The organism is Sphingomonas sp. SORGH_AS_0789 (assembly GCF_031453055.1).
Taxonomy (GTDB): domain Bacteria; phylum Pseudomonadota; class Alphaproteobacteria; order Sphingomonadales; family Sphingomonadaceae; genus Sphingomonas.
In genome coordinates, this window is record NZ_JAVIYV010000001.1 from 1,607,501 (window position 1) to 1,621,738 (window position 14,238).

8 protein-coding genes, 1 tRNA gene, 2 rRNA genes and 1 riboswitch (1 of these 12 running past the window's edge) are annotated in these 14,238 nt (G+C 65.7%); of the genes, 9 read left to right on the forward strand and 2 right to left on the reverse strand.

The genetic code is table 11. The annotated features are described in order from the left end of the window. The 3 genes from QE360_RS07475 to QE360_RS07485 all read left to right on the forward strand — a co-directional run. Positions 1–2,437, forward strand: a 23S ribosomal RNA gene (locus QE360_RS07475); it begins 385 nt to the left of the window's first position. Positions 2,438–2,565: 128 nt separating this feature from the next. Further along, positions 2,566–2,680 (forward strand): 5S ribosomal RNA (rrf, locus tag QE360_RS07480). A 116-nt stretch (positions 2,681–2,796) separates the two neighbouring features. Further along, a tRNA-Met gene (locus tag QE360_RS07485) sits at positions 2,797–2,873 on the forward strand. Between the two features lie 69 nt (positions 2,874–2,942). Here QE360_RS07485 and QE360_RS07490 read toward each other — a convergent pair. Beyond that, the gene (locus tag QE360_RS07490; protein WP_309700468.1) at positions 2,943–3,245 is read right to left on the reverse strand and encodes a hypothetical protein; all 303 of its coding nucleotides are present in this window, start codon (positions 3,243–3,245) and stop codon (positions 2,943–2,945) included. A gap of 86 nt (positions 3,246–3,331) precedes the next feature. Beyond that, a riboswitch (cobalamin riboswitch) is annotated at positions 3,332–3,553 on the forward strand. 241 nt (positions 3,554–3,794) lie between these two features. Between QE360_RS07490 and QE360_RS07495 the strand changes: the two genes are divergently transcribed. The 5 genes from QE360_RS07495 to QE360_RS07515 all read left to right on the forward strand — a co-directional run bounded on the left by QE360_RS07495 (position 3,795) and on the right by QE360_RS07515 (position 9,545). After that, entirely contained in the window at positions 3,795–5,909 is a 2,115-nt protein-coding gene (locus tag QE360_RS07495; protein WP_309700470.1) for a TonB-dependent receptor, read from the forward strand. Then, the gene (locus QE360_RS07500) at positions 5,896–7,362 is read left to right on the forward strand and encodes a PepSY domain-containing protein (RefSeq protein ID WP_309700472.1); all 1,467 of its coding nucleotides are present in this window, start codon (positions 5,896–5,898) and stop codon (positions 7,360–7,362) included. The genes QE360_RS07495 and QE360_RS07500 overlap by 14 nt, the downstream gene beginning before the upstream one ends. Positions 7,363–7,389: 27 nt before the next feature. Beyond that, positions 7,390–8,061 (forward strand): glutathione S-transferase family protein, encoded by a 672-nt coding sequence (locus tag QE360_RS07505; protein WP_042487586.1) that lies wholly within the window; start codon positions 7,390–7,392, stop codon positions 8,059–8,061. Then, positions 8,048–8,407, forward strand: a complete 360-nt coding sequence (locus QE360_RS07510; RefSeq protein WP_309700474.1) for a tRNA-binding protein — start codon at positions 8,048–8,050, stop codon at positions 8,405–8,407. The genes QE360_RS07505 and QE360_RS07510 overlap by 14 nt, the downstream gene beginning before the upstream one ends. Before the next feature lie 205 nt (positions 8,408–8,612). Next, positions 8,613–9,545, forward strand: coding sequence for an alpha/beta hydrolase (locus QE360_RS07515; RefSeq protein WP_309700476.1), 933 nt, complete (start codon positions 8,613–8,615; stop codon positions 9,543–9,545). Positions 9,546–9,675: 130 nt separating this feature from the next. Here the strand turns inward: QE360_RS07515 and pepN are convergent, their stop codons facing one another. Then, positions 9,676–12,279 carry an aminopeptidase N gene (pepN, locus tag QE360_RS07520; protein WP_309700478.1) on the reverse strand — a complete coding sequence of 868 codons (2,604 nt, stop codon included), beginning with the start codon at positions 12,277–12,279 and terminating at the stop codon, positions 9,676–9,678. Positions 12,280–12,417: 138 nt separating this feature from the next. On the opposite strand from pepN, the gene QE360_RS07525 reads away from it, so the two are divergent. After that, positions 12,418–14,127 (forward strand): M28 family metallopeptidase, encoded by a 1,710-nt coding sequence (locus tag QE360_RS07525; protein ID WP_309700480.1) that lies wholly within the window; start codon positions 12,418–12,420, stop codon positions 14,125–14,127. Positions 14,128–14,238: the final 111 nt, after the last annotated feature.

The following is a 14,238-nucleotide window of genomic DNA, read 5'->3' on the forward strand; positions in this document are numbered from 1 at the left end:
TAGCGGGTGACAGCCCCGTATGCGAAAGTGATGTGTCAGGACTCGAGTAGGGCGGGACACGTGTAATCCTGTCTGAACATGGGGGGACCACCCTCCAAGCCTAAATACTCGTACATGACCGATAGCGAACTAGTACCGTGAGGGAAAGGTGAAAAGCACCCCGATGAGGGGAGTGAAACAGTACCTGAAACGGATTGCCTACAAGCAGTAGGAGCCTCTTTATGGGGTGACTGCGTACCTCTTGCATAATGGGTCTGTGACTTAATGTTTCAAGCAAGCTTAAGCCGATAGGTGTAGGCGCAGCGAAAGCGAGTCTGAATAGGGCGCTTTAGTTTGAAGTATTAGACCCGAAACCCGGCGATCTATGCATGACCAGGATGAAGGTGCGGTAACACGCACTGGAGGTCCGAACCGATTAACGTTGAAAAGTTACCGGATGAGTTGTGCTTAGGGGTGAAAGGCCAATCAAGCCGGGAAATAGCTGGTTCTCCGCGAAAACTATTGAGGTAGTGCCTCGAGCGGACACCATAGGGGGTAGAGCACTGGATGGTTGCGGGGGTCGCGAGATCTACCAATACTAACCAAACTCCGAATACCTATGAGTGATACTCGGGAGACAGACGGCGGGTGCTAAGGTCCGTCGTCAAAAGGGAAACAGCCCTGACCTACAGCTAAGGTCCCCAAGTCGTGTCTAAGTGGGAAAGCATGTGGAAATCCCAAAACAACCAGGAGGTTGGCTTAGAAGCAGCCATCCTTTAAAGAAAGCGTAACAGCTCACTGGTCTAAACAAGGGTTTCTGCGGCGAAGATGTAACGGGGCTCAAGACACGCACCGAAGCTTAGGGTGTGTACTTTGTACACGCGGTAGCGGAGCGTTCCGTAAGCCTGCGAAGCGATCTGGTAATGGGTCGTGGAGGTATCGGAAGTGCGAATGCAGACATGAGTAGCGATAAAGAGGGTGAGATGCCCTCTCGCCGAAAGACCAAGGGTTCCTGCGCAAGGCTAATCCGCGCAGGGTGAGCCGGCCCCTAAGACGAGCCCGAAGGGGGTAGTCGATGGGAACCACGTTAATATTCGTGGGCCTGGTGGTGTGTGACGGATCTCGTGTGTTGTACGTCCTTATCGGATTGGACGTGCCTCGAAGAGGTCCCGGGAAATAGCCCCACCGTATAGACCGTACCCGAAACCGACACAGGTGGTCAGGTAGAGTATACCAAGGCGCTTGAGAGAAGTGTCCTGAAGGAACTCGGCAAATTGCCTCCGTACCTTCGGAAGAAGGAGGCCCCATGTAAGCGCAAGCTCTCATGGGGGGCACAGGCCAGGGGGTAGCGACTGTTTAGCAAAAACACAGGGCTCTGCTAAGTCGGCTTCAAGACGACGTATAGGGCCTGACGCCTGCCCGGTGCCTGAAGGTTAAGTGGAGGAGTGCAAGCTCTGAAATGAAGCCCAGGTAAACGGCGGCCGTAACTATAACGGTCCTAAGGTAGCGAAATTCCTTGTCGGGTAAGTTCCGACCTGCACGAATGGCGTAACGACTTCCCCACTGTCTCCAGGACATGCTCAGCGAAATTGAATTCTCCGTGAAGATGCGGAGTACCCGCGGTTAGACGGAAAGACCCCGTGCACCTTTACTGCAGCTTCAGAGTGGCATTGGACAAGAACTGTGTAGCATAGGTGGGAGGCTTTGAAGCATTGGCGCCAGCCGATGTGGAGCCATAGGTGAAATACCACCCTGTTGTTGTTTAATGTCTAACCTCGTACCGTGAAACCGGTACAGGGACCCTCTGTGGCGGGTAGTTTGACTGGGGCGGTCGCCTCCTAAAGAGTAACGGAGGCGCGCGAAGGTTGGCTCAGGCCGGTTGGAAACCGGCTGTTAGAGTGCAATGGCATAAGCCAGCCTGACTGCGAGACTGACAAGTCGAGCAGAGACGAAAGTCGGTCATAGTGATCCGGTGGTCCCTCGTGGAAGGGCCATCGCTCAACGGATAAAAGGTACGCCGGGGATAACAGGCTGATAACCCCCAAGAGCTCATATCGACGGGGTTGTTTGGCACCTCGATGTCGGCTCATCACATCCTGGGGCTGGAGCAGGTCCCAAGGGTTTGGCTGTTCGCCAATTAAAGTGGTACGTGAGCTGGGTTCAGAACGTCGCGAGACAGTTTGGTCCCTATCTGCCGTGGGCGTCGAAATTTGAGAGGAGTTGACCCTAGTACGAGAGGACCGGGTTGAACGTACCTCTGGTGTACCTGTCGTCGTGCCAACGGCGCAGCAGGGTAGCTATGTACGGACGGGATAACCGCTGAAAGCATCTAAGCGGGAAGCCTCCCTCAAGATAAGATTTCTCAGGACGGTCGAAGACCACGACCTCGATAGATCGGATGTGGAAGTGCGGTAACGCATGGAGCTAACCGATACTAATTGTCCTATTCGCGCTTGAGAGCTCCACACCCCCACCATCAGCCCTGGGCTGACGGCAAAAGGGTGCGGTCATTATCAAGCCAGGTGCATCGATTTTATACCCATCACCCCGCCCACAAAGCGGGGTCAGTATTCGCGGACTCTATTGCCTGGTGGCCATAGCGTCGGTGTCCCACCCGATCCCATCCCGAACTCGGCCGTGAAACCCGACTGCGCCAATGGTACTACTGCTCAAGCAGTGGAAGAGTAGGGCGTCGCCAGGCATTATAGTCCGCGTATACACAAAAACCCATTCACTTGTTTCCTCGGGCACTCAGCCCGGGGCGCTCAGCCCCACGACACCACGCATGAAGCGTGCCGCCGTGCGGCTCAGCTCAATCGCGGGGTGGAGCAGCCCGGTAGCTCGTCAGGCTCATAACCTGAAGGCCGCAGGTTCAAATCCTGCCCCCGCAACCATACACACCCAACATCATCCCATACGAAACCGCCACGGCATAGCCGGTGGCGGATTGGCGCGTTCACGCCTCAGCGACGACGCCCGCCACCCCTCGGCGGCAGGGCCGCTGGCGGATCCTGGCTCTCCGCCAATTCCGCCACCTCGAATCTGTGCCCCACCCAGCCGCGCTTGCGTGCCGCTTCGGCCAGCGACGCGTCGTGCGCCATGGCTTCTTTCCGCGATTTCGCGTGACCCCAGAACACCTCCGTCCGGCCCCCGCCCAGATCGGCGACGATCCGCCAGTAATGGGTGAACGGGGCTGAAGTCGGGCCGATGGTCTTCACATAGCCGTCGGGCATCGTTGCGGTCAGATAGCGGATCTTGCGGGTCATGGGCCCGGGATAGCGCAAAGCCGCTCCTGGGGGCAGATGCTTGACCCGCCCCGCCGATTGCCGCAATCAGTACGCGGCCGGAATATTCCGGTCGTGATCGCGCCGGTTTCCCCGAACAGGGGAATTAAAAGGGAACGCGGTGAGGGCGGGTGACCGCCCGAATCCGAGGCTGTCCCTGCAACTGTAAGCGGTGAGCGGACATGCAGGGACCGGTGGCGAGCCGGTCCAGCCACTGGGGCAACCTGGGAAGGCGCATGGTTCGCGATGACCCGTGAGCCAGGAGACCTGCCGGCGTCAGGTCGCTCATGCCGGGCCCAGGGGATGGCCGTGGCTAGGTCTTTTCCGACGAGCGACGCCAATGGTGGCGGAGGCGCATGGGTGGCCATGTCGAGTGCGGAAAGGCGTCCAGCGCGCATGGCATCCGGCCGTTCGAAACGAACGGAAGGCCTCGGCTTGTTCGCGACAAGACGCTATGAGCAAATAATGTTATATCATCACATATTATCGAACCGTGGTCTCATCTTTGCGGGTGGAGCCCTGTGGTCCTGCATGGCGATGCCCGCCTGGGCGCAGCAGGGGGGCATGCCGACCGGCACCGACGCCACGATATTGGTCGTCGGCACGCGCGACAAACCGGCGATGGACCGGCCCAATGCCACGGGCAGCCGATTGGGGCTGACCCCGCTCGAAACCCCCGCCAGCATCACCTCGCTCGACGGCGACCTGGTGCGTGCGCGGGGCGACCAGTCGATCGTCGAGGCCGAGACACGGGCCCCCGGACTGTCGAGCGTCGCCAATCCCGGCAATGGCGGCACCGCGCTGGCGGCGCGTGGCTTTTCCGGACAGGGCTCGGTCCTGCAATTGATCGACGGGGTCCGGCTGTTCCCGGCGGCGGGGACGATCACCTTTCCGACCGATCCCTGGATGGTCGAGCGGATCGACGTGCTGAGCGGCCCGGCGTCGGTGCTCTATGGCCAGGGCGCGCTGGGCGGCGCGGTCAATGTGGTGATGCGCAAGCCCACCGCCCGGACCGAGGGGCAGGCCGAGATCGGCTATGGCGCGCAGGACAGTGTCCGGCTGGCGGCCGGGATCGGGGGGCCGGCGGGGGCCACGCTGGGCTATCGGCTGGATGCCAGCTATCGTCGGTCGGACGGCTATGTCGATCGGGGCGATTCGCACAGCTTCGCGCTGTCGGGCACGGTGAAGTGGACCCCCTCGCCACGGCTGGCGGTGACGATCCGCGGCGATCATGGCGACCAGCGGCCGATCGGCTATTTCGGGACGCCGCTGATCGGCGGGCGGCTCGACCCGGCGATCCGGACGCGCAACTATAATGTCGGGGACGGGCGGATGCGGTTTCGCGACGACCGTGCCTCGGTACAGGTCGACTGGACGCCGAGCGCGGCGGTCAGCGTCTCCAACATCGCCTATTATCTGACCAGCGATCGATTCTGGCGCAATCTGGAGAGCTATTGCTGGGTCGGTACCAACGGCACGTGCGCCAACGGGGCGAGCGGTACGCCCGGCACGATCCGGCGGAGCGACAATTACGGCATCCGTCACGACCAGACCCAATGGGGCGACCAGGCGAGCGTGACGCTGCGCACGCCGCTGGCGCCGGGCATCGCCAATGCGCTGGTCGTCGGGGTCGACGCCAATCTGGTGCGCTTCACCCATGAGAACGACTTCGGATCGGATGCGCAGGTCGATGCGGTCGATCCCTTCGCCTTCGATCCCGGCCGCTTCCTGGATACGCAGGGAATCGCGCCGCGATACCGCACCCGCACCGTCGCGCTGGCGGTGTTTGCCGAGGATCGGGTGACGCTGGGCCCGAAATGGTCGGTGGTCGGCGGTTTCCGTTACGAGGAGGATCAGGTCCGCCGCTGGGCGATCGCCTATCCGGGCGGCACGCGGACCGATCGCTTCGCCTTTGAAAAGACCTTCCGCAACGCGACCTGGCGGGCGGGCATCGTGTATCAGCCGAGGCCGACCCTGTCGCTCTATGGCCAATATGCCACCGGCGTCGATCCGCTGGCCACGCTGACCACCGTGTCGAGCGGGCAGGTGCAGTTCGGCAATGCGAAGGGCAACCAGGTCGAGCTGGGCGCCAAGTGGCTGTTCCTGGGCGGACGCGGCACCGCGACGCTGGCGGCCTATCGCATCGTCAAGACGGGGCTGCTGGCGCAGCGCACTATCTCCAGCCCGGTCGAGCAGGTCGGTCAGCGTTCGGCGCAAGGGGTGGAGGCGGCGGTCTCGGTCGATCTGCCCCAGGGGTTCGGGATCGATGCCAATGCGACGATGCTGGATGCGCGGTTCGACGATTTCCGCTCGGGCGGCGCGGACTATAGCGGCCGGACGCCGCCCAATGTGCCCGAGGCGCTGGGCAATCTCTGGCTGCGCTGGGATGCCACGGCCCGCATGCAGGCGCGGGCGGGGCTGCGCTATGTCGGGCGGCGCTTCTCCGACAATGCCGATGCGTTTCGCATCCCCGGCTATGCGACGGTAGACGCCACCCTGTCCTATGCGCTGAGCCCGCGCATGGCGGTCGACCTGCGCGTCTATAACCTGTTCGACAAGGCCTATGCGGTCACCGCCTATGGCGACCAGCAATGGATATTGGGGCGCCCGCGCTCGCTGGACCTGGGCCTTCGTGCGACGTTCTGACGCGTCATGGGGAAGGGCGGCCGTCCGGTTCGCCTTTCTCGTCCATCGCTGGGCCGGGATCGCCGCCTGCCTGTTCTTCGCGATGTGGTTCGCCTCCGGGTTGGTGATGATCTACGTCCCCTATCCCGCGCTGACCCCTGCCCAGATGGCGGCCGGGGCGGAGCCGATCGACTGGGGCCGGGTCGATCGGCCGCCGCCGGACGGCGCGACCGCACGGCGGATCACGCTGGAGATGCGCGACGGTGTGCCGGTCTGGCGGATCGAAGGGGCGGGGGGCGAGACGCACATCCGCTCCGCCCGGACGGGGGCTCGCGTCGCGCCGGTCGATGCCGCCTATGCCCGCCGGGTCGCGGCGCGGTTCGCGGGGGCGGCGGTCGTGGCGGTCGCGCCCATCGGGCATGACCAGTGGACCGTGGCGGGCGGCTTCGACCGGCACCGTCTGTTGTGGAAGGCGACGCTGGCCGATGCCGCCGGGACCGAGATCTATGTCTCCAGCCTGACCGGCCAGCCGGTGCAGCGGACGACGCGGACGCAGCGCATCTGGAACTGGCTGGGGTCGGTGCCGCACTGGCTCTATCCGACGATCCTGCGCCGCGACGGCGGGCTGTGGCGGCAGGTGGTGATGTGGGTGTCGGGGCCGTGCATCGCGGTCGCGCTGACCGGGATGTGGATCGGCATCCTGCGCATGCGGCTGGGGCGGCGTCGCTATCGCGGCGGGCGGGTGACGCCCTATCGCGGCTGGATGGTCTGGCATCATGTCAGCGGGCTGCTGGGCGGCGTGCTGCTGACCGGCTGGATCGTCAGCGGCTGGCTGTCGGTCGATCCGGGACGCGTCTTTGCCGGGGGCACCGCGCCGGTGGAGGCGATGCGCGCCTATGCCGGGCAGGCGGGCGAGCCGGTGGCGCTCGACCGGCTCGCCGCCATGGCGGGCCCTGCGCGCAGCGTCGTGTGGAGCGGCGATGGCGGATGGCGGCGCATCGCGATCGATCCGGCCGGACCGCATCCGCGCTGGCTGGAGCAGGCGACGCTGGCCCCGGCCGCGCCGATCGATCGACCGGACGCCGCCGCCATGCTGGTGCCCGGTGGGCATGTGACGGGGGTGGCGCGGCTGGAGCGGCCCGATTTCTACTGGACCAATACCGCCAGGCTGCCGGTGGTGCGGATGCGGTTCGACGATCGTGCGGCAACCTGGCTCTATCTCGACCCGATGAGCGGGGCGGTGGTCGAGCGGCAGGACCGCGTCCGGCGGGCCTATCGCTGGGCCTATACGCTGCTGCACACCTGGGACTGGCCGTGGCTGACCGCGTGGCGGCCCGGCTGGACGGCGTGGATGTGGCTCTGGTCGATCGCCGGGCTGATCCTGTCGGTCAGCGGCGTCGTGGTCGGGTGGCGGCGACTGTGCCGTCCTGCGTCGCGCGGGCGGGTGAAAACATCGCCATCGGGGTTGGCGTAACCATGCCCGGCCGCTTAGATGGGCGGCATGTGGCAACTCTATCAATTCCCGCTCTGTCCCTTTTCGCGCAAGGTCCGGCTGCTGCTGGGCGAGAAGGGCGTCGGATATGAGTTGGTCCGCGAGTCGCCGTGGCAGCGGCGCGACGAGTTCCTCGACATGAACCCCGCCGGGCAGACCCCGGTGATGGTCGACGAGGAGCGCGGCGTGCTGCTGGTCGATTCCATGGCGATCTCGGAATATTTCGAGGAGACGGTCGAGAAGTCGGCGATGATCAACGGCACCGCCGTCGGCCGGGCCGAGATTCGGCGGCTGGTGACGTGGTTCGACACGCATTTCTATCAGGACGTGACCGGCCCGCTGCTGCACGAGCGCATGGTCAAGCGCGTCGCGCGCACCGGCAGCCCCGATGCCAAGGGCCTGCGCGAAGCGATGAAGGCGGCGGTCGGGCATCTCGACTATACCGATTATCTGCTCGACCATCGCAACTGGCTGGGCGGCGCGACGATGAGCCTGGCCGACCTCGCCGCCGCCGCGCAGATCTCGGTCGCCGATTATCTGGGCGGCATCGACTGGAAGGGGCATGAGCAGACCGCGCGCTGGTATCGCGGGTTGAAGAGCCGCCCCTCCTTCCGCCCGCTGTTGTCCGAGCGGATGGAGATGGTCACGCCGCCGTCGCATTACGACAATGTCGACTTCTGACGCGCCCGCACCCCGGATCGGGATCGAGGATTTCCTGGCGGTCGACATCCGCGTCGGCACCGTCATCGCCGCCGAGCCCTTTCCGGAGGCGCGCAAGCCCGCGATCAAGCTGACCATCGACTTCGGTCCCGTCATCGGGGTCAAGCGATCCTCGGCGCAGATCACGCGGCATTACACGCCCGAGACACTGGTCGGGCGGCGGGTGGCGGCGGTGGTCAATTTCCCGCCGCGCCAGATCGGGCCGATGATGTCCGAGGTGCTGACCCTGGGCTTTCCCGATGTGGAGGGGCAGGTGGTGCTGATCGGGCCGGATCAGGCGGTGCCCGATGGGGGGCGGTTGTTCTGAGAGATTCCCTTGGCCTTCGACTACGTTCAGGCTGAACGGGCTGTGGGGGCCAAGGCTGAATACAACAGCCGTTCAGGCTGAGCGAAGTCGAAGCCCACGCCCCACCCCACTGTTAGCCTTAACATTACCCCTTGCACCCCACGCCCCGAAGCGTACCATCCCCGTCCGACCGTAGGGACATAACCCACGGAGGACAGGAGGGGATATGAAGTCCAAACGCTGGGCCCGCCATGCGCTGGCCGCTTTGCTAACGCTCTCGGTGGCGGCACCCGCCTTCGCGCAGAGCGACAAGATGGTGCCGATCGCCATCCCCGCTCAGCCGGGTGCCATTGCGCTGAACACCGGCCCCTTGCCCGGTGCGAAGAACAAGGAAAGCTGGCACAGCCAATATGACAGCGTCTTCGCGCGCAACGTGACGCAAGCGACGCTGACTTCCTTCCTGCCCGATCCCGCCAAGGCGACCGGCGCGGCGGTGATCGTCGCGCCCGGTGGCGGCTTCCGCACGCTGTCGATGCAGAATGAGGGCTGGGACGTTGCCAAGGCGCTGGCCGATCGCGGCATCGCCGCCTTCGTCCTGAAATACCGGCTGAACCAGACGCCCGCGGATATGGGCGAATTCGAAAAGTCGATGGCGGCGATGTTCTCCAGCGTGGCGCGCCCCGCCGCGCGGCCCAGCCCCGAAGAGGCGCTGAAGGGCCTGGCCCCCCAGATCGCCGACTCGCGCGCCGCCTTCGCCCTGGTCCGCCAGCGCGCGAACGAGTGGAAGGTCGACCCCAACCGGATCGGCATGGTCGGCTTTTCGGCGGGTGCGATGCTGACCGTGGCGACGGTGCTCGACGGTCGGGCCAGGCCCGCCTTTGTCGGCGACATCTATGGCCCGCTCCAGCCGATGACGGTCCCCGCTGACGCGCCGCCGATGTTCGCCGCGATCGCCGCCGACGATCCGCTGTTCGCGGGCAAGGGCTTCGGCCTGATCGACCAGTGGCTAGCGGCGAAGAAGCCCGTCGAGTTCCACCTCTATGGCCAGGGCGGGCACGGCTTCGGCATGTATCCGAAGAAGACGACCAGCACCGGCTGGTTCGACGCCTTCTACCAGTGGATCGTGATGGAAGGATTTTTGAAGGCAAAGACGCAATAAATTCCTCCCCTGCAAGGGGAGGTGGCAGTCCAAAGGACTGACGGAGGGGTGTCCCCGCCAGCGAGCATGCCCCTCCACCACCGCTTCGCGGCGGTCCCCCTCCCCAAGCACAGCTTGGGGAGGAATGGGATTATTCGATGCTCTTCGACGCCTGCTCGAACAGATCCTTCGACAGCCCCGGCGTGGCGATGATCCGCATCAGCTCGGCGCGCATCAGGGCGGAGCGTTTCGCGTCGAACCGCCGCCAGCGGCCCAGCGGCGGCAACAGCTTGGCCGCCGTTTGCGGGTTGAGCCGGTCGAGCGCGATCAGCTGGTCGGCCAGGAAGCGATAGCCCGAACCGTCCGCCGCGTTCAGCGCACGCTGGTTCATCCCGAACGCCCCGACCAGCGCGCGGGCGCGGTTGGGGTTGGCGAGCGTGAAGTCGGGATGCCCGGCCAGCCGCTCGACGATCGCGCCGGTGTCGCTGCGCGACGACAGCGCCTGGGTCTGGAACCATTTGTCCAGGACCAGCGGATTGTCGGCATAGCGCGCATGGAACTGCGCCAGCGCCGCCTCGCGCTCGGGCGCGTCGGAATTGACCAAAGTGGTCAGCGCCGCCTGCCGATCGGTCATGTTGTCGGCCCCCTCGAACTGCGCGAAGGCGAGCGCGGCGGCATCCTCCGCGCCGCTCGCCGCGATATAGCCGAGCGCGACGTTGCGCAGCCGACGCCGCCCCTTGGCCTCGGGCGAATAGACATAGGCATCCTGCGCCAGCTCGGCATGGAGCCGTCGCCATTCGGGCTCCAGCGCCTGCCCCAGGCGACGGCGAAGCGCCTCGCGCGCGGCATGGATCGCGTCGGGATCGACCGTCGCCAGCTGGTCGCCGATGAAATTCTCGGACGGCAGCAGCACGGCCTCGGCCAGAAAGGCGGGCTCCAGCCCCTCGGCCGCCAGCGTACGGGTCACCGCGTCGACCACGGCCTCGGCTCGCACCTCGCCATGGATCGTGCCCGCGACCAGCGTGTCGAGCATCAGCTGCTGCATCGCCTCATAGCGGGCGAAGGGATCGTCGTCATGCGCCGACAGGAAGGCGAGATCCTCCGCCGTCCGGTCGCTCTCGACCACCACGGGGGCGGAAAAGCCGCGATTGATCGACAGGACGGGCCGTTCGGTCACCGCCTCGAAGGTGATCGTCTCGGCCACCTGGTCGAGCAGGATCAGCCGCTCGTCGGTCAGCGGGCGGCCCGTCTCCGCACCGAACAGCCGGACCTTGAGCGGCAGGACCATCGGCTGCTTGACGGCCTGCCCCGGCGTGGCGGGGACATGCTGGGCCAGGCGCAGCGTCGCGCGACCGCCGCCGGGTTCGTGCGAGAGGCCCGCCGAGACGCGCGGGGTTCCCGCCTGGCTATACCAGAGGCGGAACTGCGACAGGTCGACGCCGCCCGCCTCCTCCATGCAGGCGACGAAATCCTCGCAGGTCGCCGCCGTCCCGTCGAAGCGGGTGAAGTACAGGTCGGTCGCGGCGCGGAACTTCACCGGGCCCAGCATCGTCGCCATCATGCGGATCAGCTCGGCACCCTTGTTATAGATGGTCGCCGTATAGAAGTTGCTGATCTCGATATAGCTTTCCGGGCGCACCGGATGGGCGAGCGGGCCCGAATCCTCCGGGAACTGGCTGGCGCGCAGGCCGCGCACATCCTCGATCCGCTTGACCGCCGCCGATCCCTGGTCGGCGGAGAAACATTGGTCGCGATAGACGGTAAAGCCTTCCTTGAGGCTCAGTTGGAACCAGTCGCGGCAGGTGATCCGGTTGCCCGACCAGTTGTGGAAATATTCATGCGCGACGACGGCGGCGATCGCGTCATAGTCGTAATCGGTCGCGGTGTCGGGATCGGCGAGGATGTAGCGGCTGTTGAAGATGTTCAGCCCCTTATTCTCCATCGCGCCGAAGTTGAAATCGTCGACCGCGACGATGTTGAACACGTCCAGGTCATATTCGCGGCCATAGACCCGCTCGTCCCAGGCCATGGACAGCTTCAGCGCATGGAGCGCATGGGTGGTCTTGGGCAGGTCGGCGGCGCGGACCCAGATGCCTAAGCGCACCTCGCGACCGCTCATGGTGGTGAAGGTCGCGGCGTTGACCGCCAGGTCGCCCGCCACCAGCGCGAAGAGATAGGAGGGCTTGGGGAAGGGATCGTGCCACTCCGCCCAATGGGTGCCGTCGTCATTCTCGCCGCTGGCCACCGGATCGCCATTGGCGAGCAGCACCGGATAGCGCCCCCGGTCGGCGGTCATCCGCACCCGATAGACGCTCAGGACATCGGGCCGGTCGGGGAAGAAGGTGATGCGGCGAAACCCCTCCGCCTCGCACTGGGTGCACAGATTCCCGCCCGAGGCATAAAGACCCATCAGCTGGGTATTGTGGTCGGGCGCGATCGCCACCTCGGTCTCGACTTCATGGGAATCGCCGGGCAGCGGGACGACCAGCTGTTCGCCCTCGATCCGCCAGTCGTTCACCGCCACGCCGTCGACCTTGACCGACAGCGGCACCTGCCCCGCGCCGTCCAGCCGCAGCGGTTCGTCATGCGCGCCGTCGCGCACCACCGACAGGGTCGCGCGGACCAGGGTTTCGGCGGGGTCGAGCGTGAAGTCGAGCCGCGTCTCGGGCACGCGCCAGGCGGGCGGCGCATAATCCTCGCGCCGGATGGCGGCCGGGGTCATGCTGGGCTGGGCGGCGCTACGCTGGATGTCCATGACGGGAATATAGCCACGGCCAGCGCATTGGACCACCATCGGCCGTACCCGAAAAAGCACAGGCCCGCGCCGTGGCCGGGGTTGATCGGGCGATATGGCCTGTTACGCCTGTGTCATACTTCTCTGGAAAGGTTCTGCATGTCGCGTTCGACGGCCCTTTTGCCGCTGCTTCTCCTGTCCACCGCCGCTGTCGCCCACGACCATGACCATCTGCACCTCCAGGCCGCCGCCCCGACCGCCTCGGCACCGGCGGCGCAGCGCAGCGCGGCCGAGCGCAATGCCGTCATCACCGCACCGCTGCCCGAGGATCAGGCCGCGATGAAGGCGCATGTCCTGTTCCTGGCCTCCGACGCGATGGCGGGGCGCGAGGCGGGGACGCGCGATTATGACATCGCCGCGCAATATGTGGCGGCGCAATTCTATGCGGCGGGGCTGCGGCCCGGCGGCGACCAGGGCGGCTATCTGCAAAAGGTGCCGCTGGTCGCGTACAATGTCGCCGACAAGGGCAGCGCGCTGTGGACGCCGGCGGACGGACAGCCGCAGGAGCTGGTCTTCGCCGAGGACTTCGTGCCCTCGCCCGTGCCCGACCGGCGCGAGACCAGCGTGTCGGCGCCGGTCGTCTTCGTCGGCTATGGCATCGACGCAGCGCAATATGGGCTGACCGATTACCGGAACGTCGATGTGCGCGGCAAGATCGTCGCCTTCGTCCCCGGCACGCCCGAGGGGCTGGACGGCGAAGCGCGCGCCTTTTTCGGATCGGCGGGCAACAAGGCCTCGCTGGCGGCGGCGAAGGGCGCGGTCGGCGCGATCCAGATCGACATGCCGCGCGCCGGGCCCCGCCAGCGGCCCTTCTCGACGCTGGCGCGCTATTATGACGCGCCGCGCGTGACCTGGGCCAACCCGGACGGCACCGCGCATGCCATGACCCCGTCGACCCCGGTGCTGGGCACCCTGTCGCAGGCGGGCGCGGCCAAGCTGTTCGGCAAGGGCTGGGACGCGGTGATGAAGGCCGCCGCCACGGCGAAGCCCGCCTATAAGCCGCTGACCGCCAGGGGGCAGCTGACGGTGGCGTCCAAGACCCGGTTCAAGCCGATGGACAGCAGCAACGTCATTGGCCTGATCCCCGGCAGCGACCCCAGGCTGAAGGACGAGGTGGTCGTCCTGTCGGCGCATCTCGACCATATCGGCACCAACGAAGGCGGCGATGGCGACCGGATCAACAATGGCGCGCTCGACAATGCGATCGGCATCGCCAGCCTGATCGAGGAGGCCAAGCGGTTCAAGACCGCCGCCACCCCGCCCAAGCGGACCGTGATGTTCCTGGCGGTGACGGCGGAGGAAAAGGGGCTGGTCGGCTCCGACTATTTCGCCAACCATCCGACCGTGCCGCTGAAGTCGATCGTCGCCGACGTCAATCTCGACATGCCGATCCTGACCTACAAGTTCGAGGACATGGTGGTGTTCGGCGCCGACCGATCGACGCTGGGCCCGATCGTGCGCAAGGCGGTTGGGGCGATGGGCCTGCCGGTCGCGCCCGATCCGATGCCCGAGGAGGGGATCTTCGTCCGCTCCGACCATTTCCGCTTCGTGCAGAAGGGCATCCCCTCGGTCTTCCTGTGGCCGGGGCAGGCGGGGCCGGGCAAGGCGGCGGTCGAGGATTTCATGAGCCACCGCTATCACCGCCCCGGCGACGAGGTGGACCAGGGCATCGACTGGAGCCAGGGGCCGCGCTTCGTCAGCGTGAACTATGCCATCGCCCGCGAGATCGCCGATGCGCCCGAGCGGCCGGTGTGGAACAAGGGCGATTATTTCGGCACGCTCTACAAGGGGCCGATGGCGGCGAAGTGATGCGTGCCACCGTCCTCCGCAGCCAAGCCGCCCCCCATCCGTTCAGCCTGAGCGAAGTCGAAGGCCAAGGGATGACCTTGGCCAGGTGGCCCGTCCGGGGCATGCACTTCG

Coding starts and splice junctions, on each gene's coding strand:
- QE360_RS07490 (WP_309700468.1), bottom strand. CDS start 3,245: ATGACCCGCAAGATCCGCTATCTGACCGCAACGATGCCCGACGGCTAT.
- QE360_RS07495 (WP_309700470.1), top strand. CDS start 3,795: ATGGCGATGCCCGCCTGGGCGCAGCAGGGGGGCATGCCGACCGGCACC.
- QE360_RS07505 (WP_042487586.1), top strand. CDS start 7,390: ATGTGGCAACTCTATCAATTCCCGCTCTGTCCCTTTTCGCGCAAGGTC.
- QE360_RS07510 (WP_309700474.1), top strand. CDS start 8,048: ATGTCGACTTCTGACGCGCCCGCACCCCGGATCGGGATCGAGGATTTC.
- QE360_RS07515 (WP_309700476.1), top strand. CDS start 8,613: ATGAAGTCCAAACGCTGGGCCCGCCATGCGCTGGCCGCTTTGCTAACG.
- pepN (WP_309700478.1), bottom strand. CDS start 12,279: ATGGACATCCAGCGTAGCGCCGCCCAGCCCAGCATGACCCCGGCCGCC.
- QE360_RS07525 (WP_309700480.1), top strand. CDS start 12,418: ATGTCGCGTTCGACGGCCCTTTTGCCGCTGCTTCTCCTGTCCACCGCC.